This window comes from Blastomonas sp. CCH9-A1 (genome assembly GCF_001557175.1).
Taxonomy (GTDB): domain Bacteria; phylum Pseudomonadota; class Alphaproteobacteria; order Sphingomonadales; family Sphingomonadaceae; genus Blastomonas; species Blastomonas delafieldii_A.
In genome coordinates this window covers 88,088-107,069 of record NZ_LSHM01000041.1, presented here as the reverse complement: position 1 = coordinate 107,069, position 18,982 = coordinate 88,088, and the positions used below count along the sequence as shown (strand labels likewise).

The window sequence follows — 18,982 nt, the reverse complement described above, 5'->3', positions numbered from 1 at the left end:
CGGTGATGAAATTCCCGGGCGAAAAGGCGGTCGCGGCCGCCGCGCTGCGCAGCGACCGCTTCCGGCTGGAACGCGAGGGCGACTGGCAGCGGCTCGATGCGATGGTCACCGCCATGGAGAAAGGCAAGCTCCGCAAGCTGTCCGATGACGACGTGCTGGCGCTGCCGGTGCTCTACCGCAACCTGCTGTCCAGCCTGTCGATTGCCCGCGAAAGCTCGCTCGACGCCGGGCTGATCGCCTATCTCGAATCGCTGACGCTGCGCGCCTATTTCATGGTCTATGGCACCCGCACCAGCCTTGGCGGTTGGTGCCGCAGCTTTTTCGGCGGCGGGCTCAGCCGCGCTGTGCGTGCCATCTGGCCCGATCTGCTGGTTGCGCTGGCAGCGATGATGGCAGGTGCCGTACTCGGCTTCTTCCTCGTCGATGCCGAGACCGACTGGTATTTCCGGCTCGTCCCGGCGCAGTTCAGCGATGTCCGTGTGCCTGGCGCCTCGCGCGAGGCGCTGCTGAGCACGCTGTTCGGCGAGACCGATGGCGATGGCCTGGGGGTGTTTGCCGCCTATCTGTTCAGCAATAACGCGCAGGTGGCCATCATGGCCTTCGCGCTAGGTTTCGCCTTCGGGGTACCGTCGATCCTGTTGCTCGTCTACAACATGATCGGGCTCGGCGCGATGGTCTGGCTGTTCGCCTCGCGCGGGCTTGCGGTCGAGTTCATCGGCTGGCTGTCGATCCACGGCACGACCGAATTGCTTGCGATCCTGCTCGCCGGGGCGGCGGGCTTGCATATCGGCCGTGCCCTCGGATTTCCCGGGCAGCGCAGCCATATGGTCGCGCTCAGCCAGGCGGGGCGGACTGCTGCGCAAGTCATGGCGGGTGTTGTCGTGATGCTGATCTGCGCCGGCTTGCTCGAGGGCTTTGGCCGCCAGCTGATTCAGTCGACGGCGATCCGTTATGCCATCGGCTATGGCATCCTGGCGTTGTGGCTCGCCTATTTCTTCGCTTTCCGCCCGAGGCGGGCCTGATGGCGGGCGCTGCCGATCTAGGCCGGACGCGGGGCAGGGATGCGAGGCTTCAGCGCACCCTGATCACGCCCGAGGGCGTCGCGCTCGATGTCCAGGTGGCATCGGCGAGCGCGCGTGCGGGTGCGCTGCTCATCGATCTGGCCGCTCTGTTCGGCATGTATATCGCCTTCATCCTGGCACTCGTGCTGACTGTCTGGATGTTCGAACGCGCCAATCTGCCATCCATACCCGACAGCATCGGCGGCTTTCTCGTGGTGCTGTTCATCATCGGCACGTTTCTCGCGCGGAACGCCTATTTCCTGTATTTTGAGCTGGGCCAGCGCGCGGCGACCTGGGGCAAGCGCGCACTAGGCATTCGCGTCGCTGTGCGTGATGGCGGGCGGCTGACCGCTGAGGCGGTGATCGCGCGCAACCTGCTTCGCGATATCGAGCTGTTCCTGCCGGTGATGTTCATGACGTCGAGCGGAATTCAGGGCTCGCTCAGCGAGTTCGCGGCCTGGGCGGGCCTGTTCTGGGTCGGCAGTTTCGCGCTGTTCCCGCTGCTCAACAAGGATCGGCTGCGCTGCGGCGACCTAATCGCGGGAACCTGGGTGGTGCAGGCGCCAAAGGCGCAGCTGGCGGGACTGGTGGCGACAGGGGTGCCCGAAAATGACCTGATCGCAGCGCTTCCTTCCGATCGCTACCGGTTCACCGAAGCCGAGCTTGCGGTCTATGGCGAATACGAACTGCAGACGCTGGAACAGGTTCTGCGGACGGCCAATGCCGAGTCGATGCAGGCGGTGGCGACGACGATTTGCAGCAAGATCGGCTGGACAGCGCCGGTCGGCGACGAGCGCGCGTTTCTGGAGGCCTATTACACGCAATTGCGCGCCCGGCTGGAACGCGGCATGCGTTTCGGCCGAAGGCGCGCGGACAAGAACAGCTGATGCAGTGCAGGTGTCAGGCGGCGCCGAGCAATCCGGTGACCTGCTCTGCCGTAGGCGGGCGCAAGGTCCGCATCGCCTGTTCGGGATCGCCCAGCATCGACTTGGCGACCTGACGTGCGAAATCGTCAAGCTTTTGCGGAAGCTCGGCAGCCGCTGCGGCCTTGGCAAGGCTCTCCATCGCGCCGCTGGGCGCCGTGGGGCGGTTGATGAGATTGATGACGCCGTCGTTCACCGGCCGTGCGGGGGCAGGGTCGGTATTGCGCGGCGCGACATCATTCGCCTGATAGTTCGGACGGATATAGACCGTCCGCATCGTCGGCGAGCCTGGGGGGTCTGAATTGTTGATCATGGCACGGGGGTCCTGATAGTTTTTCAGGCTGAAGATGCCATGGCCGGCGTTAAGGCGGGCTTGAAGAAACTGGCATGCGCCGCGTTAAGCATATCGCAAAGCCTGGTGGCTATGCCCGACCTGCCGAGAGTCTTGCCCAGGCTAGGTCCGCGAACTCGCATAATAACGGCCGCGTGTCGCGCGGATCAATGATATCCTCGACAGAAAAATGCTCGGCGCTGCGGAACGGGCTGCGCACCTTGTTGAGCCGGGCGCGGATCGCCGCAAGATGCGCCTGAGGATCGGCGCTCGCTTCAAGCTCGGACTTGTAGGCAACCTCCACCCCGCCCTCGATCGGCAGCGATCCCCAGTCGCCGCTGGGCCAGGCAAAGCGATACTGGAAGCGTTCGGCATTCGACATGGCCGAACCCGCGATGCCATAGGCGCGCCGGACGATGACCGAGGCCAGCGGCACCCTGGCACGATAGATTGCGTTCATCGCGTTGACGCCATAGCGGATCGTGCCCGCGCGCTCGGCATCGGCGCCGATCATGAAGCCGGGATTGTCGACCAGATGGATGATCGGAAGGCGGAACTGATCGGCGAGCTTGACGAAGCGTTCGGCCTTTTCGCTGGTTTTCGCCTCCCACGAGCCGCCCAGATAGCTGGGGTCGCTCGCCAGTACGGCGACCGGCCAGCCATTGAGGCGCGCGAATGCGGTAATGACCGCGCGGCCCCAGCGGCGGCCCATCTCGAACACGCTGCCGTGATCGAACACCTGGGCCAGCACGCGGCGCATAGCATAGACCTGGCCCGGATCGCGCGGCACGGCGGAAAGCAGCGCCTCCTCGCACCGGTCCGCAGGATCGTCGCAAGGCGTGCGCGCTGCCAGACTGTCGATCGAGGAAGGAAGATAGCTGAGGAAACGCCGCGCGACAGCAAAGGCTTCGGCCTCGCTCGCCACCTCCTCGTCGACCACGCCGTTGCGGCAATGGATCTCCGTGCCGCCCAGCTGCTCCTTGTCGACCGTCTCGCCGATCGCGGCAGCGACGGCGGGACCGGCGGCAAACAGCTGCGACAGCCCCTTGACCATCACCGAATAATGGCTCGCCACCGTCCGCGCCGCGCCCAGGCCAGCGGTCGGGCCGAGCGCCAGTGCGACCACCGGCACCGTTTCCAGATTGGTGACGATATGCTCCCAACCCGGCACCATCGGCACATAGGTATAACCCATCGTCTCGAGCGTCTTGACCGATCCGCCGCCGCCGGTGCCATCGATCATGCGCACCAGCGGCAGGCGCAGTTCGTGCGCCATCGCCTCGCACTGGACGAACTTGCGGTGCAGCGCCGCATCGGCGGCACCGCCGCGCACCGTGAAATCATCGGCGCTGGCGACGATAGGACGGCCTTCGACATCGCCGCGCCCGAAGATGAAATTGGAGGGAGCGAGATCGACCAGATCGCCCTTTTCATCATAGCTGCCGCGCCCGGCGATCTTGCCGATCTCGCGAAAACTACCCGGGTCGAGCAGTGCGTCGATCCGCGCCCGCGCGTCCATCTTGCCGCGCGCATGCTGCCGCGCGACCTTGTCTTCCCCGCCCATTTTCTCGGCCAGCGCACGGCGCCGGGCAAGCTCGTCGATCTCTTCCTGCCAACTCATGGGGCCGACGCTAGCGCGGCAGCTCCCGCCGGTCACGCACGAATATCAGCCCTTTTTCTTGGCCATCGACTGGACCGCGCCGAGCGTCAGTTTGACATGATCGCGATAGTCCATGTCGTCGTGCACGAAGGTGACACGGCCGTTGGGAGCCACGACCATGCTGGTGCGTCCGGTCATGTTCGGGCGACCCGCAAGTCCGACGCCATAGGCCTGGATCATCGCGGGCGTGGCCTGGGCGACGGTGAACTTGCTCTGGCAGGCCTCGGTCGAGAATTTCTTGAGCTCGTCGATCCCGTCCGCCGACAGGCCAATCACGGTCGCGCCCGCCTTCTTGAAGTCCGCCATGCGCGTGGCGAACTCATGCGCCTCGGCGGTGCAGCCGCTGGTGAAGGCCTTGGGGAAGAAATACAGGACAACCGGGCCCTTTTTCAGCTCGCTGGCGAGGCTGAGCTTGTAGGCCTTGCCCGCTTTTGCCCCGGTAGTGGTGAACATCGGGGCCTTGCCGCCGATCGCGATCTTGCCGGCGTCCGCAGCCAGGGCAGGGGCCTCGGCCAGTATCGCAGCAGAGCCGGTGGCGAGGGCAAGAGCGGAAAGCGAAATTGCAAATGCGCGCATGTTGAAAAACCCCTTTGATCGTGATGGCGGCAACTTAGGGAGCATGTGCCGAGTTTCCACCCGGTCAGGCAAATTCGCGTGCAATATCCTCGGGACCCGGGCCGGCGAGCTGGCGATAGATGCCGGCATAGACGCACACCATCAGCACGGTCAGCAGCATGCTGATCACCGCGTCGACCAGGGTGACCAGCGTCCCGGCAATTTCGCCGTCAAGAGCCAGCCGGATGACGATGCCGAACACCGTGACGCTGGTGATATAGACGAAGAATGCTGTCACCGCGACGACCAGCAGGAAGACCAAGATGCGCCCGCTATTGTTCTTGGTGAGCGCCCAGGATCGGCGCATCGGCGCGATGATCGTGTGGGCGCGCTCGGCCACCATCACCGGTCCTGCGACGATCAGCTTCACGAAGATGTAGATCCCCGGCAGAATGAATGCCAGCGAGCCGAGAAACGTCAGCACGCCGCTCAGCACGCCCATCGCATAATAGGGCAGGATGATCGAAAATCCGCGCCGCATCGCCTCGCTGACGCTGGGGCGACTGGGATCGAGCATCAGCACCAGCATGACGATGGTGGCAAAACCGTTCAACAGCCCGATAAGGATGATCCAGCCGAAATTCTCCTGGTAGAAACTTTGCATGTTCGCATAGATCGTCGTCAGATCCGCATCGGGCGGGCTTTGCGGCGGCGGCACGAACATGGCAAAAGCCAGGCCGGGCAGCAGGATGAACACCCCCGCCACGCTGAGCAGGAGTTCGCGATGCGTCCGGAAAAGCTGCATCACGTCGTTCCAGCAGCCGGAAAGATCGAGCTTGCGTGTCATGGCGGGATTGGCCTCACTGGCTAAAGCGACTAAAGGCCTGCGCTAAACGCCGTACGGATGCTGCGCAAGGCATTTGCCGCACCATCCGTCGCGTCAATGGGCAGGACATATGGCACCAGGCTTGAGCGATGTCGAAACCGGGGCGATCGCAGCCCCCGAATGGCGCGTGTCGTCCGGGCTGACGCCTTATCCCGAAGCGTTGGCCGAGATGGAGGCGCGCAACCAGGCGATCGAGCGCGGCGAGGCGGGCGAACTGCTCTGGCTGCTGGAGCACCCGCCGCTCTACACGGCAGGCACCAGTGCCGATCCGGCCGAGCTGCTGAGCCGGCAATTCCCGGTCTTCGATACGGGGCGCGGCGGGCGCTATACGTATCACGGGCCGGGCCAGCGCGTCGGCTATGTGCTGCTTGATCTGCGTCGGCGCGGCAAGGACGTGCGCTGTTTCGTCCATGCGGTCGAGGGCTGGGTGATCGCGGCGCTGGCGGATCTGGGCGTGTCGGCGCGCCGGGCCGAGGGGCGCGTCGGCATCTGGACCGACAATCGGCTTGGGCAGGAGGCCAAGATCGGCGCGATCGGCGTCCGCGTGCGCCGCTGGGTGACGATGCACGGCTTCGCGGTCAACGTGAACCCGGATCTCGCGCATTTCGGCGGGATCGTACCGTGCGGAATCGCCGAATATCCGGTGACTAGCCTGGCTGATCTGGGCGTCGATGCATCGATGGCCGATCTGGACGCCGCGCTCGCGCGCCACACAGAGGCGTTCCTTGCAGGACTGGGCGGCGCGTGCCAAAGCGGTGCCGAAGGAAAGGGTAGGGAATGACGCTGAAGCCTGCAATCATCGGTATCGTGCTGGCAGCGCTCGCGCTGACGGCCTGCGACCAGAAAACGGCCGACAAGACGGCCGTCGCGCAGGGCAGCACGCCCGAAGGCACGATCAGCGACGAGCTGCCCGATCTGGATCTGCTGCCCAACGACGCGCCGCTCGCCGATCCATCGGACCTGCCACCGGTTCCGGGTGTTGCCGCGCCGGTCGCACCGGCGGCGGTGGATGCGGAAGCTGAGCCTGCCGAGAGACCCAGGCCAGCACCACCGGCGCCCAGGCCTGCCGAACCGGAGCTCGAAGGCTCGATCGCGGAGTAAATCCGCGACGTTTTGCCGTCACCCCCGCGCAGGCGGGGGGCCCGCTACTGTGTCAGCGACTGCGCAAAAGCGGAATCCCCGCGAGCGCGGGAATGCACGGTGCTTCAAGCCGCGTACACGGTTCCGTCGGTCAGCCCGGCATCGGCAAAACCCTGTTTGCGCAGGCGGCAACTGTCGCACAAGCCGCAGGCGCGGCCATCGGGCAGCGGGTCGTAGCAGGACCAGCTCATCGCCGGATCGAGCCCCAGTCGCACCGCTTCGGCCGCGATCTCGGCCTTGCCCAGATATTGCAGCGGCGCATGGATGGTGAACGGTTCGCCCTGATCGCCCGCCTTGGTGGCAAGGTCCGCCAGCCGTTCGAAGCCCTGGATGAATTCGGGACGGCAATCGGGATAGCCCGAATAGTCGAGCGCGTTGACGCCGATGAAGATGTCGCGCGCACCCAGCGCCTCGGCCCAGCCGAGCGTCAGCGAGAGGAAGATGAGGTTGCGCGCGGGCACGTAGGTCACCGGAATGTCCTGGCCCACGCCCGTCTTCGGCACGTCGATATCGTCGGTAAGCGCCGATCCACCGAACTGGCGCAGATCGAGCGGCAGCACGATATGCCGTACCGCGCCGATATGTGCCGCAATCGTGCGCGCAGCTTCGATTTCCACCCGATGACGCTGGTTGTAATCGATGGTCAGCGCAGCGACGTCAAAGCCCTGCTCCTTGGCTCGGGCGGCAGAGACCATGGAGTCCAGGCCGCCGGAAAGCAGCACGACAGCGGTTTTTCGCAGATCAGTCATGCCTCGCGCATATTGCGCCGCCGCGGTGCGGGCAATTCAAAAAAAATCGGGCCGCGCGGACAGGTCCGGCGGCCCAGTGAGGTCTCTCGACCTGAATGGAGGAAAGCGTACCGAGTCCGGCACGCGACGGTCATAACCCGGCGATGGTTAAGAAATGGTGCAGCCGCGCTAACGATCAGCCGTCACAGGCGCCGGCATAACGGCCTTCCATGGCGAAGGCGAAGGGCGAGTTCTGCGCAATACCCTGCGAGTCGATCTGGATCAGCCCGCGGCCTTCATATTTGATCGTGGTGCGGCCCGATCCGCCGCCGGGGCAGCGATAGGTCACGGTTACCTCATCGGGAAGGTCCGAAACGACGAAGCGGCTGCATTGCTGGTCGCGGTGCCGCAGCTGCAGCAGCTTGCGCAGATCGCGCACGCACAGCTTGTCGCTGGCATCGGTGCTGCCACGTTCCTTCAGGTTCCACAAGCCCGGTTGCAGCTTGCCGAGCATCGCCAGTTCGGGCGCTTCGGCGCGCGTGGAAACCGAGGCAAGCCCCAGCGCGATGGCGGGCACGACAAGCAGTTTGAAAAGGGTGGGGGAAGCATTCATTCGGGTAAACCCTGTCGTTGGCTCCTGCCGTTCAGCGCGGCAGGCACAGTCAATGGCGTGCGACCCGATTCAGGTTTCTTGCCCCAGGCAATGCAACAGTCTTAGCCCGCGATGATGGCAAAATCATCCGATAATTGTGGCGGGTTTGCGACGCAGATGATGCGTCGATCAGCCTGCAGGCGTGACCGGCTCGATATGGAAGATGCGCGAACAAAACGCGCAATCGACCGCGATCGTGCCGCTCTCGCCGACCATCTCGGCCTGTTCCTCAGCCGGGAAACGGCCGATGACATCGCGGATATGGTCGATATTGCAGCGGCAGCCCTTGACCAGCGGCGCGCCATCGACCGTGCGGACCTCGTCCTCCTCGTGGAATAGCCGCCACAGGATATCGCGACCGCTCAAGTTGGGGTCGAGCATCTCGCCATGGCTGAGCGTCCCCGCAAGGATCGAGACATGCTCCCATTGGGGGTGGTCGAGCCGCACGTGCAGCCGCTCGCGGCCTTCCTCGCCCTCGGGCAGATGCTGGACCAAGAACCCGGCGCTGCGGCAGCCGGTGGCATCGCTCTCGATCGCGATACGGATCATCGTCGGCACCTGTTCGGACTGGGTGAAATAGCTCTCGCACGCCTGCGCGAGCGAATCCCCGTCCAATGGCACGATCCCCTGATAGCGGCCCTTGCCAAAGCTCTGGTCGAAGGTGAGCGCGAGATAGCCCTTGCCGAACAGCGCGAACAGCGAAGGGTTTGCTCCCAGCCGTGCCAGTCGCTCGGCATCGAACCGCACATGGCCACGCAGCTCGCCGCCGCGATAATCGACGACCAGCAGCTCGACGATGCCGCCCTCGGTCTGCGCCTGGATGGTCACCTGACCGCCATCCTGCTTCATCAGCGACCCGATCAGCGCGCAGATGGTGATCGCCTCGGCGAGGACGAGCTTGATACAGGTGGGGTAATCGTGCGCAGCGAGGATCTCGCGCAGCACGCTGTCCAGCCGCACAAACCGCCCGCGCGCATCCTGGCCGGGAAGGGTGAAATGGACGGGCGGAGTGTCGAAGGCGGTGCTCATGGGCGGCTATATGGTGTCGAGATGTCGAGGCGTCAAACTGCACTCGGCCACCACCCGTCATCCTGAACTTGTTTCAGGATCCATCTTGCCCCATCAGCCGAAGCTCCAAGACGATGAATGGACCCTGAAACAAGTTCAGGGTGACGGAGGGGCAGGCCACAGGCTAACCCGTATAACGTCCCGCCGTCTCGCGGATCAGGGCGATCATGTTGGGGATGCCCTGCGTTCGGTTGGACGAAAGCTGGTTCCTGAGATCGAACGGGGCGAGCGCGGCTTCGATATCCGCGCTCGCGACGGCATCCGGTGACTTGTCCTGAACGGTGAGCAGCACGAGTGCGATAATGCCCTTGGTGATCGCGGCGTTGCTATCGGCAAGGAAATGCAGTCGGCCGTCGTCGAGCCTTGTGGGATAGACCCAGACCGAGGCCGAGCAGCCCCGGACCAGCGTCGCGTCGGTCTTGAGCGCATCGGGCATCGGATCGAGCGTGCGGCCCAGATCGATGATCAGCCGATAGCGGTCATCCGCATCGAGAAATTCGTATTCTTCCGCCAGATCGGCAATGCTTGCAGGTGCGCTCGTCATGGCCGCGCAGATAGCGAGGCGGCGGGGCAAAGTCACCCCGCCGCGCACAAATTACAATTCCACGCCGGCGGCGATCGCTTCAAGCTTGCGGATGCGTTCCTTGAGATCGGCAATCTCGATCCGCGAATGGGTGGAGGGCGAACCGCCGTCATGGCGCGGCGCATGCGCCTCCATTTCGTGGCGCTTGAACGCCAGCCATTCGCGCCAGCCGCGCAGCATGGTCGATGATACCAGGGCAACCCCAAGCAAGGCCGACATTGCCACGGTCATGTACAGATAGGCGCTTTCCATCTTCTTCCCTTTACGGCCCCCGCCGCCCGGTTGGTGATGTGCGTGTCCGCCTCAGCGGTCGCGCAGCTTCTCGATTTCAAGGCTCAAATCGCTGGTCTGACGCTGATCGGTAATCACGCGCTCCAGCACCTGAACGCGCTCCTTCAAAGCGCGGACGTCTTCGCGTAGCCGCTGCGTTTCGGCATTGTCCGCCAGGGTGGTGCGCTTCTGGTTGCCCATCGCGTCCTCGACGATGCCGTGCTGCGCCTTGTACCGGGCCTTCAGCACGCTCGCGATCATCACGATGAAGACGATCGCGACGACCATGGAAAAAGGATTGTCGAACATTCTGTGATCCCTTGCTGTCAGCTCAGCTGTTTGGCGCGAAGATTTTCGATCTGCTGGGATAGGTCGTCGCGGCCCCGACCATCGGTGATGATCCGCTCGAGCGTGCGCAAGCGCTGCTCCGTTCGGTCATCGACAGGCGGTCGGACTGCGGCCTGTGCCTTGGCCAGTTCGATCTGCAATTCCAATGTCTTGCGCTGATGCTTGGTCCAGATCGCAAGCCCGCCCAGCATGAACGGAGCCAGCGGAATGAGGACCAGCAGCGCATCAAGATCGAACATTTCAAAAACCCCCGTATATTCTGTCAGTTCAGCGGAGCGTCGCGCAGATCCTCGATCTGCTGGGCAAGGTCGCTGCGGCCATCGGTGATGATCCGTTCGAGCGTCCGCACCCGTTGCTCGAGCCGCTCGGTCTGGGCCGCATAGCGTGCCGCCTTTTCCGCGGTTTCCTTGTTGAACGCCTCGAGCTGCTTTTCCTTGAACTTCAGGTGCCGCTTATAGGCATCGCCCATCGTGCCAACCAGAACCGGCAGGCCGACGACAATCATGAAAAACACAACCCAGTCCGGCATGATGACCTCCCGTTATCCTCGAGTGTTGCTCAATTGGCCCGCTTGTCGCGAAGCGCTTCGATCTCGTGCGTCAGGCGGTGCGCATCATCGGTGACGATGCGCTCGACATTGCCCAGACGGTCCTTGATCGATCCCAGTTCGGCGCGCAGCTGCGCGTTTTCCTGGCTCAGCAGCTTGATCCGCTCGACCGATTCCAGGTCCGCCTTGGGATAGATCGGCTTGCCCCAGCTGCTTTCCAGCGGATAGCCATTCTTGATCCGCAGCCAGGTATTGGCAACCCATCCGGCGGTGCCGATGGCCACCACGATCGAAATGATCGGGCCCAGCGTCTGGAACAACATCATCTTCTCGGTCATGCGGGGTCCTTCTCGATGCGCAGGCGTTCGATTTCATCGGCCAGGCGAACACTGGAGCTGTTGGCGTCGGTGGCGATGCGTTCCAGCACCGCGATCCGCTCTTCCAGCCGTCCGATCTTGCCTGTCAGTTGCTCGTTTTCATTGGTGAGCAGCGATATTTTTCGATCAGCGTCGGGATCGCTTCGTTCAATGACTTTGCCCGTCCACTGATCTTCGAGCGGATAGCCATGCTTGGCGCGGATCCAGGTGGTGATGACCCAGGCTCCCATGGACAGCATGATGATCGTAAGGACGAAACCCGGTCCACCCCAGCTCATGATATTCTCCTGATACCTTTTGGTTGTGCCCGGCCTTGATCAGCGCAGGCTTTCGATCTCGTCGGCCAGACGCGTGTTTTTGGCAGTGTAGAACAGCTCGACATCGGCCAGGCGGCGGTCGATCTCGCGGAACCGGGCCTTGACGTCGCGCGCGGTGCGGGTGGGCGACTGGCGCACGCCCTGCCAGAACTTGCGATCCAGGTCGTCGGCATAGAGATGCGCGGGCTTCTTGTCGGCGAACATGCCCATGGCGAAATAGCCCACCAGTGCCCAGCCGGTCATCAGCGTCAGCAGGACCGCCGCAACGCGGATCCAGACCACATCGATCCCGGTATAGTCGGCAATCCCGGCGCACACGCCCATGAACTTGCCGTTCTGCTTGTCGCGATAGAATTTCGTCTTGCGCGGAGCAGGGGCGTCATACTTATACTTGTCCAGCCGGCTCATTTCCTCACCCTTTCCTTCAGCAGGCGCTCAACCTGTTCCAGGCCATAGTCGTCCTGGTCGTCCGAGCTGGTCAGCCGCGCCGGGCGCCAGTCGGGATTGTCGGCGGAAATGATCCGCTCGACCGTGTCCATGCGATCGTCCAGACGGCGGGCCATCGCATGCAGTTCTTCAAGCAGGTGCTCGTCCGAATTGGTCAATGTCGCGGCGGTCTTCCATTTCGTGATATAGTGGAAAATCAGCCAGGGCAGGCCGATGAACAACATGCCGACGACGAAGATGGGAACCAGAATATCTTCCATCGCCTCAGCCCTCCTTCTTCAGCGCGCGCTTCATGGCTTCGAGCTCCTCGTCGACCTTGTCGCTGTCGGCGAGCGCGGCGAATTCGTCGTCCAGGCTGCGCTGGCCGAGCGCCTTGCGTTCGCTCCGCTCATCCTCGGCCATGCCCAGCGCATCGGCGCGGCCCTCGGCCATGTCGACGCGGCGCTCGAGCAGGTCGAAGCGGCTGAAAGCCTCGCGGACCTTGTCGCCATTGTACATGGTGCGCAGCTTGACGCGGTTCTCGGCGCTTTCCAGGCGGCTCATGATGTTGTTCTGGCGCATCCGCGCCTCGCGCAGCTTGGCCTGCAGCTTGGCGATATCCTGTTCCGAAGCGCGCAGCGCGTCATCGAGCACCGCGATTTCGACATTGAGCTGATCGGCCATATCGGCAGCCTTCTTCTTCTCGAGCAGAGCGGCGCGGGCCAGGTCTTCGCGGTCCTTGGACAGCGCGAGTTCCGCCTTGTCGGTCCAGTCGGCCTGCAGCTGCTCCAGCTTGTTCACATGCCGCTTCATTTCCTTCTGATCGGCAATGGTGCGGGCAGCCGAAGCGCGGACTTCGACCAGCGTCTCTTCCATTTCCAGGATGATCATGCGGATCATCTTTGCCGGGTCTTCGGCCTTGTCGAGCAGTTCGGTAACGTTCGCTGCGATGATATCGCGGGTGCGAGAGAAAATTCCCATGGCCAAAACTCCGTTTCGTAAATTCAGGCGGACTGGATCCGGCGTCCACCTTACCCCCTTTTGCATTCTAGTGGAAAGTGATTGGCCGGGACGGGGCAAGGGGGGGGGGTAAGCGTCCCGGCCAAATCCGTCAGGCAAGGTACCGGACGGAAACGAGTGCGCGGGCATCTCCATCATGATGGACGGGCGAGGCGGCAGCCTCGATGCTCGCAAAGGCGGTGAGAAACAGCGTGGTGATCAGCGCCAGTGCTGCGACCGTGGTGATCAGCGTGGACTTGAGGACATTGTCCTGATCCTGGCTGTTCGCGTTCGAAGCGTTGGTGGTTTTCACTGTCTTTCTCCCTTGGACCGCCTTGTGTCGGTGTTGTCCAAAGCGTTGCAGAGAGCGTGCCAAACTGAAAAACAATTGAATATCAATGATTTGAAAATTTTCATGAACAAAGCTGTTGGTTAGGATTGCCACCAGTTGGGAATTTGCACTATCTCTTGGTGCATGGAACGGGGCAGTCAGTTCATCGGGGAATCAGGGGCGTTTCTGGACGCGGTCGAACGCGCCAGCCGCGCGGCGATGCTCAACCGTCCGGTGCTGGTCATCGGCGAGCGCGGCACGGGCAAGGAACTGATTGCCGAGCGCCTCCACCGCCTGTCGTCGCGCTGGGATGGCCCGCTGATCACGCTGAATTGCGCCGCGCTGCCCGAGACGCTGATCGAGGCCGAGCTGTTCGGGCACGAGGCCGGTGCGTTCACCGGCGCGACGCGCGCGCGCCAGGGCCGGTTCGAGGAGGCCGATGGCGGCACATTGTTTCTCGACGAGCTCGCGACGCTCAGCATGGGCGCGCAGGAGCGTCTGCTGCGCGCGGTCGAATATGGCGAGGTGACGCGCATCGGCTCGTCGCGCTCGATCAAGGTCGATGTGCGCATCGTCGCGGCCACCAACGAGCATCTGCCCGAGCTGGTGGACAAGGGCCGCTTTCGCGCCGATTTGCTCGACCGGCTGTCGTTCGAGGTGGTGACCCTGCCGCCGCTGCGCGCGCGCGAAGGCGATGTGATGGTGCTCGCCGATTTCTTCGGGCGGCGCATGGCCGCAGAGCTCGACTGGGACCGCTGGCCCGGGTTCGGCCCGATGGCGACCGAGGCGATGCAGCGGCACGACTGGCCCGGCAACGTTCGCGAGCTGCGCAATGTCGTCGAGCGTGCGGTCTATCGCTGGGACGATTTCGAGCGGCCGGTCGACCATATCGTGTTCGATCCGTTCGAATCGCCGTGGAAACCCAAGCCGATGACGCGCTCGGGCGCGCCTTCAGGCGGGGAATCGCCCTGCAACGAGGTGATCGACGCCGCCTTGTCCGATCCAGGCGTGCGCGCGACGATGGAGCACACGCTCAATTTTGACGCGATCGACGATCTGCGCGGCGCGGTCGATGCGCATGAGAAGCGGATATTGCAGGCCGCGCTCGCCCGCCACCGCTACAACCAGCGCCAGACCGCCAAGGCGCTCGGCCTTAGCTATGACCAGCTGCGCCACTGCCTGAAAAAGCACGATCTGCTGGGGTGATTCTGCTGGACGGCTCGCGGCAAGCCTGAAAGGGGGGCGCCATGAAACTCGTTCGCTTCGATGCCGCCGTCTTTCTTGCCTCGCACTGGCAACAGGCGCCTTTGCTGATTTGCAATCCGTGGAATGAATGGGAATGCCCGATCGATCCGGACGAGCTCGCGGGGCTGGCGTGCGAGCCCGAGGTGGAATCGCGGCTCATCGTGCAGCAGGGCCCGGAAAACTGGGCGCTGGAGCAGGGGCCGTTCGATGCTGAGCGCTTTGCCGGGCTGGGGTCGGTGCCCTGGACGCTACTGGTGCAGGCTGTGAACCACCATGTGCCCGAAGTCGCCGCGCTGCTTTCGCAATTTCGCTTCGTGCCCGATTGGCGCATCGACGATGTGATGATCAGTTTCGCCACTACGGGTGGCGGGGTGGGGCCGCATTTCGACCAGTATGACGTGTTCCTGATCCAGGGGCGAGGGCGGCGTCGCTGGCGGGTCGGGCAGCGTTGCGACGACAACACGACGCTGCGCCCGTATGACGACCTGAAACTGCTGGCTGAGTTCGACGAGCAGGCGGTTTATGATCTCGGGCCGGGCGATATCCTTTATGTGCCGCCGGGTGTCGCGCATGACGGCGTGGCTTTGGACGATGACTGCATGACGCTGTCGATCGGCTTCCGTGCGCCATCGTGCGCCGAGCTGATCACCGGATGGAGCGATCATGTGCTCGACGGGCTGGGCGAGGACGACCGCTATTCCGATCCCATGTTACCGTTACAGGCGCACCCCGGGGAGATCACCGGCGAGGCGCTGGAGCGATTGCAGGCGATGGTGCTCGAAAAGCTCGCCGATCGCACCGAATTTGCCCGCTGGTTCGGCGCTTTCAACAGCGCCCCCAAATATCCGGACATGGATTGGAGCCCAGAGCGGTCCCTGACCGTGGCGGAGGTGCGCGAGGCGGCCAAGCGGGGCCGTGTGCTTCGCAACTTCGCAAGCCGGTTCGTGTTCGTGCGTGAAGACGACGGGTTGCTGCTGTTCGTCGATGGCGAATCCTATCCCTGCACCGGCGCGGCAGCACGCTTTGCCGAGGCCTTGTGCGCCAATCATGAAATCGAGGTCGGCGAGATCGATGACGCAGTGGTGGCGCTGTTGCTCGACCTAGCCAATCGTGGTGCTATCGCCTTTGAGGAGGACGACTGAGCCGTCGATCAGCGGACGTCGAGCGCCCGCCATGCCCCGGGCGTGAGGTCTTCAAGCGTCCAGTCGCCCACCTGCCAGCGCACCAGCCGCAGCGTCGGAAAGCCGACTGCCGCCGTCATCCGCCGCACCTGGCGGTTCTTCCCCTCGCGCAGCGTGAGCGCGATCCAGCCATCGGGCACAGTCTTGCGAAAGCGCACCGGCGGGTCGCGGGGCCACAGATCGGGCGGATCGAGCCGATGGGCGAGGGCAGAGCGCGTTATGCCATCCTTGAGCGCCACGCCGCTTCGCAATTTCGCAAGTGCCTCGTCGCTGATCGCCCCTTCGACCTGCACCCAATAGGTCTTGGCGAGCTTGTGGCGGGGATCGGCGATCCTTGCCTGCAACCTGCCGTCATCGGTGAGCAGCACCAGCCCCTCGCTGTCCTGATCGAGCCTACCGGCGGGGTAGACGCCGGGCACGTCGATGAAATCGGCCAGGGTCGGCCGCGATCCATCGCCGCTGAACTGGCAGATCACGCCATAGGGTTTGTTGAACAGGATCAGCCGGGGCAAGGAAAAGGCACTTTCTGCGCGTCATGGGTGGCTTTGTCGTCCAAGGCTTGGCACATGGGAGCATCACACAACAACCCCTTTAGAGAGAGGCCGTGCCATGACGCTTCCGTCAACCTACAAGCAGATGATCTCGACCGTCAGCGCCGAGGGCGAGCTGACCATGGAACTGGTCGACAAGCCCATGCCCGAGCTGGGCGAGGACGAGGTGCTGATCCGCGTCGAGGCGACGCCGATCAATCCGTCGGACCAGGGCGTGATGTTCGGCTGGGCCAGCATGGCCAAGGCGACGAGCAGCGGTAGCGGCAAGGATACGAAGTTGACGGCGCCGGTCTCGCCTCAGGGCATGGGCGTGATGAAGGCGCGCATCGGTCAGGCGCTCACCGTCGGCAATGAAGGCGCGGGCACCGTGGTCGCCGCAGGATCGGGAGAGTATGCGCAAAGCCTGATCGGCAGGGTCGTCGCGGTGATGGGCGGCGGCATGTATGCCGAATATCGCAAGGCTTCTGCCATGATGTGCCTGGTGCTGCAGGACGGCCACACCGCGCGCGACGGCGCATCGTGTTTCGTCAACCCGCTCACCGCGCTGTCGATGATCGAGACGATGCGGATGGAAGGGCATAGTGCGCTGGTCCACACTGCGGCCGCCTCCAACCTCGGTCAGATGCTCAACCGTATCTGCCAGGCTGATGGCGTCGAGCTGGTCAATGTGGTGCGCAAGCCCGAACAGGCCGAGCTGCTGCGCGGCATGGGCGCGAAGCATATCGTCGATTCCAGCAGCGATAGCTTCATGGCCGACCTGACCGATGCCATTCACGCCACCGGCGCGACTTTGGCCTTCGATGCGACCGGCGGCGGCAATCTCGCCTCGAACATCCTGACCGCGATGGAGGGCGCAGCGGCGCGGACGCCCGGCGCTTACAGCATCTACGGTTCGGTGCATCACAAGCAGGTCTATCTTTACGGCGGGCTCGACACGTCGCCGACGGTGCTCAGCCGCGGCTATGGCATGGCCTGGGGCGTCGGTGGCTGGCTGCTTCCCAATTTCCTCGCCAAGGCAGGTGTCGAGGTCGCCATGCGGCTTCGCGCGCGCGTCGCCGACGAGCTGAAGACCACCTTTGCGAGCCATTATACCGATGAGCTTTCGCTGGAAGAGGCGCTGCAGGCGGATGTCGTGGCACGCTATTATGCCAAGGCGACCGGCGAGAAATTCCTGATCTGCCCGCAGAAGTGAGCGAGCGGGGCGAGGGGGCACCAGCCTTCCTCGCCCTTCCACGTCATTCCCGCGAACGCGGGAATCCCGCTTTTTCCGAGCTTTGGGCAGCTGAAGCGGAACCCCCGCCTTCGCGGGGGTGACGAAATATGGATCCGCCCTTACATTGCATGCACTGGCGCACCCTTCATCAAAACCTGCTGGCAGATGAACAGCCTTCCCACGGTCCGTTCAGTTTCACTCCCTTAAATATGAACACAACGGATGGCGAATCGGCGCTGTCCCGGTCTCAAGGGAGACAGATCATGAAGAAGTTCATTCTTGCTGCTGCCGCCGCCGGTGCAGTCACCATTTCGGCCGCCCCTGCCATGGCAGCGCCGGTCGCCAGCTACGCGCCCAGCGCTTCCCAGTCTTATGGCGTCGATTATCGCGCGCCGGTTGCCCATCAGTGGCGCGGTTATGACGATGACTGGAACCGTCGTGGCTACGACCGTGGCTATGGCCGCAACGACCGCTGGGATGACCGCTATGACCGTCGTTTCGACCGCCGCCAGGCGCGCGGCTGGAACGGCCGGGCCTGGCGCGGCGATGATGGCCGCTATTATTGCCGCCGCGATAACGGCACCACGGGTCTGCTGATCGGTGGCGCAGCGGGCGCTCTGGCCGGTAGCGAGATTGCGGGCCGCGGTGATCGCACCACGGGTGCGGTTATCGGCGGCATCGCCGGAGCGCTGCTGGGTCGCTCGATCGATCGCAACAGCGGCAACGGCTTCCGCTGCCGCTAAGAGGTGTCGCTCCTGCCGCATGTTCGCGGCAGGGTGAACGGGGAGACCCCTTCTTGCCGCGAGGCGGGGAGGGGTTTCGCTTGTGCGCCGCGCTTGCCAAGCTGTCAGCCCCTGCCTATCCCGGCAGACGGACAAAACGGGAGGGCGCGATGATAAACGGACCGATATTGGTAACCCAACGCCTGATCCTGCGCCCACCGGGTCCGGAGGATTTCGAGCGCTGGGCCGAATTCTGCGCGGACGAGGAGACGATGCGCTTTCTGGGCGGGGTTCAGCCGCGCGCAGTCGCCTGGCGCGGTCTCTGCTCGATGGCGGGTGCCTGGCACATCCGTGGATATGCGATGTTCTCGCTGATCACGCGCGACACCGGCGAATGGATCGGCCGCGTCGGCCCCTGGTATCCCGATGGCTGGCCCGGCGAGGAGGTCGGCTGGGGCGTCCTGCGCAGCCATGCCGGCAAGGGCTATGCGCTGGAGGCCGCCGTCGCCACGATCGATTACGCCTTTGATCTGCTCGGCTGGGACAGCATCATTCACACGATCGATCCCGACAACAAGGGCTCGATCGCGCTTGCCGAACGTCTGGGCTCTTACAATCAGGGGCCAACCCGGTTGCCGGAGCCTTATCAGGACCATCCGGTCGACCGCTATGGTCAGACCAAGGCTGAGTGGCAGGAAAACCGGAAGAAATTTGTCCGGTTTTGAAACGACTTAACGATGAATCCCGATTTGGGACGGTCTGGCATGCCAAAGCGCGCGGGTTAACCCTCTTTGCGCGGGACAGTTTCGCACGCCGCAAGGCATGGCTAACGTAACGCTAACGCCTTCTCTGGCATGGAGAGGCATGA

28 protein-coding genes are annotated in these 18,982 nt (G+C 63.7%); 9 read left to right on the top strand and 19 right to left on the bottom strand.

Features of this window, described 5'->3' with window-relative positions; genetic code table 11:
• Positions 1-5: 5 nt before the first annotated feature.
• Together AX725_RS12435 and AX725_RS12430 are read left to right on the top strand one after the other, a co-directional pair.
• Positions 6-1,022: a stage II sporulation protein M gene (locus AX725_RS12435; protein ID WP_066115041.1), complete on the top strand. Its 1,017-nt coding sequence runs from the start codon at positions 6-8 to the stop codon at positions 1,020-1,022.
• Positions 1,022-1,948: an RDD family protein gene (locus AX725_RS12430; protein WP_060978236.1), complete on the top strand. Its 927-nt coding sequence runs from the start codon at positions 1,022-1,024 to the stop codon at positions 1,946-1,948. Before AX725_RS12435 ends, AX725_RS12430 begins: the two co-directional genes overlap by 1 nt.
• A gap of 13 nt (positions 1,949-1,961) precedes the next feature.
• Here AX725_RS12430 and AX725_RS12425 read toward each other — a convergent pair whose 3' ends face one another.
• The 4 genes from AX725_RS12425 to AX725_RS12410 all read right to left on the bottom strand — a co-directional run bounded on the left by AX725_RS12425 (position 1,962) and on the right by AX725_RS12410 (position 5,377).
• Positions 1,962-2,297 carry a hypothetical protein gene (locus tag AX725_RS12425; RefSeq protein WP_060978237.1) on the bottom strand — a complete coding sequence of 112 codons (336 nt, stop codon included), beginning with the start codon at positions 2,295-2,297 and terminating at the stop codon, positions 1,962-1,964.
• Positions 2,298-2,406: 109 nt separating this feature from the next.
• The gene (locus AX725_RS12420; RefSeq protein ID WP_060978238.1) at positions 2,407-3,936 is read right to left on the bottom strand and encodes an acyl-CoA carboxylase subunit beta; all 1,530 of its coding nucleotides are present in this window, start codon (positions 3,934-3,936) and stop codon (positions 2,407-2,409) included.
• Between the two features lie 45 nt (positions 3,937-3,981).
• Positions 3,982-4,551 carry a peroxiredoxin gene (locus AX725_RS12415; protein WP_060978239.1) on the bottom strand — a complete coding sequence of 190 codons (570 nt, stop codon included), beginning with the start codon at positions 4,549-4,551 and terminating at the stop codon, positions 3,982-3,984.
• A 64-nt stretch (positions 4,552-4,615) separates the two neighbouring features.
• Positions 4,616-5,377, bottom strand: a complete 762-nt coding sequence (locus tag AX725_RS12410) for a glycerophosphoryl diester phosphodiesterase membrane domain-containing protein (protein WP_060978240.1) — start codon at positions 5,375-5,377, stop codon at positions 4,616-4,618.
• Positions 5,378-5,486: 109 nt separating this feature from the next.
• On the opposite strand from AX725_RS12410, the gene lipB reads away from it, so the two are divergent.
• Positions 5,487-6,197, top strand: coding sequence for a lipoyl(octanoyl) transferase LipB (gene lipB / locus AX725_RS12405; RefSeq protein WP_060978241.1), 711 nt, complete (start codon positions 5,487-5,489; stop codon positions 6,195-6,197).
• Positions 6,194-6,517 carry a hypothetical protein gene (locus AX725_RS12400; RefSeq protein ID WP_060978242.1) on the top strand — a complete coding sequence of 108 codons (324 nt, stop codon included), beginning with the start codon at positions 6,194-6,196 and terminating at the stop codon, positions 6,515-6,517. Before lipB ends, AX725_RS12400 begins: the two co-directional genes overlap by 4 nt.
• 104 nt (positions 6,518-6,621) lie before the next feature.
• On the opposite strand, the gene queC is transcribed toward AX725_RS12400, so the two are convergent.
• The 14 genes from queC to AX725_RS12330 form a co-directional block, all read right to left on the bottom strand.
• The gene (gene queC, locus AX725_RS12395) at positions 6,622-7,305 is read right to left on the bottom strand and encodes a 7-cyano-7-deazaguanine synthase QueC (RefSeq protein WP_060978243.1); all 684 of its coding nucleotides are present in this window, start codon (positions 7,303-7,305) and stop codon (positions 6,622-6,624) included.
• A gap of 175 nt (positions 7,306-7,480) precedes the next feature.
• On the bottom strand, positions 7,481-7,897 hold the full coding sequence (locus tag AX725_RS12390) for a DUF3617 domain-containing protein (protein ID WP_060978244.1): 417 nt from the start codon (positions 7,895-7,897) through the stop codon (positions 7,481-7,483).
• A gap of 168 nt (positions 7,898-8,065) precedes the next feature.
• Positions 8,066-8,965 (bottom strand): Hsp33 family molecular chaperone HslO, encoded by a 900-nt coding sequence (hslO, locus tag AX725_RS12385; RefSeq protein ID WP_060978245.1) that lies wholly within the window; start codon positions 8,963-8,965, stop codon positions 8,066-8,068.
• Between the two features lie 163 nt (positions 8,966-9,128).
• Complete coding sequence (locus AX725_RS12380; RefSeq protein WP_060978246.1) at positions 9,129-9,548, bottom strand: SufE family protein; 420 nt, start codon at positions 9,546-9,548, stop codon at positions 9,129-9,131.
• Positions 9,549-9,599: 51 nt separating this feature from the next.
• Positions 9,600-9,839: a hypothetical protein gene (locus AX725_RS12375; protein WP_060978247.1), complete on the bottom strand. Its 240-nt coding sequence runs from the start codon at positions 9,837-9,839 to the stop codon at positions 9,600-9,602.
• Positions 9,840-9,890: 51 nt separating this feature from the next.
• Complete coding sequence (locus AX725_RS12370) at positions 9,891-10,166, bottom strand: hypothetical protein (RefSeq protein ID WP_066043630.1); 276 nt, start codon at positions 10,164-10,166, stop codon at positions 9,891-9,893.
• Positions 10,167-10,183: 17 nt separating this feature from the next.
• Positions 10,184-10,444, bottom strand: a complete 261-nt coding sequence (locus AX725_RS12365) for a hypothetical protein (protein WP_060978248.1) — start codon at positions 10,442-10,444, stop codon at positions 10,184-10,186.
• Between the two features lie 23 nt (positions 10,445-10,467).
• Positions 10,468-10,734 carry a hypothetical protein gene (locus AX725_RS12360; protein WP_060978249.1) on the bottom strand — a complete coding sequence of 89 codons (267 nt, stop codon included), beginning with the start codon at positions 10,732-10,734 and terminating at the stop codon, positions 10,468-10,470.
• 29 nt (positions 10,735-10,763) lie between these two features.
• Positions 10,764-11,090, bottom strand: coding sequence for a hypothetical protein (locus AX725_RS12355; protein WP_208597918.1), 327 nt, complete (start codon positions 11,088-11,090; stop codon positions 10,764-10,766).
• Positions 11,087-11,407, bottom strand: coding sequence for a hypothetical protein (locus AX725_RS12350; protein WP_060978250.1), 321 nt, complete (start codon positions 11,405-11,407; stop codon positions 11,087-11,089). Before AX725_RS12350 ends, AX725_RS12355 begins: the two co-directional genes overlap by 4 nt.
• A 39-nt stretch (positions 11,408-11,446) precedes the next feature.
• Complete coding sequence (gene pspC / locus AX725_RS12345; RefSeq protein ID WP_060978251.1) at positions 11,447-11,854, bottom strand: envelope stress response membrane protein PspC; 408 nt, start codon at positions 11,852-11,854, stop codon at positions 11,447-11,449.
• Positions 11,851-12,153 carry an envelope stress response membrane protein PspB gene (gene pspB / locus AX725_RS12340; RefSeq protein ID WP_060978252.1) on the bottom strand — a complete coding sequence of 101 codons (303 nt, stop codon included), beginning with the start codon at positions 12,151-12,153 and terminating at the stop codon, positions 11,851-11,853. Before pspB ends, pspC begins: the two co-directional genes overlap by 4 nt.
• Before the next feature lie 4 nt (positions 12,154-12,157).
• Positions 12,158-12,853, bottom strand: a complete 696-nt coding sequence (pspA, locus tag AX725_RS12335; RefSeq protein WP_060978253.1) for a phage shock protein PspA — start codon at positions 12,851-12,853, stop codon at positions 12,158-12,160.
• Positions 12,854-12,983: 130 nt separating this feature from the next.
• Positions 12,984-13,184: a hypothetical protein gene (locus tag AX725_RS12330; protein WP_060978254.1), complete on the bottom strand. Its 201-nt coding sequence runs from the start codon at positions 13,182-13,184 to the stop codon at positions 12,984-12,986.
• 162 nt (positions 13,185-13,346) lie between these two features.
• Between AX725_RS12330 and pspF the strand changes: the two genes are divergently transcribed.
• Both pspF and AX725_RS12320 read left to right on the top strand, forming a co-directional pair.
• On the top strand, positions 13,347-14,408 hold the full coding sequence (gene pspF / locus AX725_RS12325; RefSeq protein ID WP_060978255.1) for a phage shock protein operon transcriptional activator: 1,062 nt from the start codon (positions 13,347-13,349) through the stop codon (positions 14,406-14,408).
• A gap of 41 nt (positions 14,409-14,449) precedes the next feature.
• Positions 14,450-15,589 carry a JmjC domain-containing protein gene (locus tag AX725_RS12320; protein WP_060978256.1) on the top strand — a complete coding sequence of 380 codons (1,140 nt, stop codon included), beginning with the start codon at positions 14,450-14,452 and terminating at the stop codon, positions 15,587-15,589.
• An 8-nt stretch (positions 15,590-15,597) separates the two neighbouring features.
• Here the strand turns inward: AX725_RS12320 and AX725_RS12315 are convergent, their stop codons facing one another.
• Positions 15,598-16,140 (bottom strand): pseudouridine synthase, encoded by a 543-nt coding sequence (locus AX725_RS12315; protein WP_060978257.1) that lies wholly within the window; start codon positions 16,138-16,140, stop codon positions 15,598-15,600.
• Positions 16,141-16,237: 97 nt separating this feature from the next.
• Between AX725_RS12315 and AX725_RS12310 the strand changes: the two genes are divergently transcribed.
• From AX725_RS12310 to AX725_RS12300, 3 genes are all read left to right on the top strand, one after another.
• The gene (locus AX725_RS12310; protein WP_060978258.1) at positions 16,238-17,371 is read left to right on the top strand and encodes a zinc-binding dehydrogenase; all 1,134 of its coding nucleotides are present in this window, start codon (positions 16,238-16,240) and stop codon (positions 17,369-17,371) included.
• A gap of 284 nt (positions 17,372-17,655) precedes the next feature.
• On the top strand, positions 17,656-18,135 hold the full coding sequence (locus AX725_RS12305; RefSeq protein WP_060978259.1) for a glycine zipper 2TM domain-containing protein: 480 nt from the start codon (positions 17,656-17,658) through the stop codon (positions 18,133-18,135).
• A 149-nt stretch (positions 18,136-18,284) separates the two neighbouring features.
• Positions 18,285-18,839 (top strand): GNAT family N-acetyltransferase, encoded by a 555-nt coding sequence (locus tag AX725_RS12300; RefSeq protein WP_060978260.1) that lies wholly within the window; start codon positions 18,285-18,287, stop codon positions 18,837-18,839.
• The last annotated feature ends 143 nt before the right edge of the window (positions 18,840-18,982 follow it).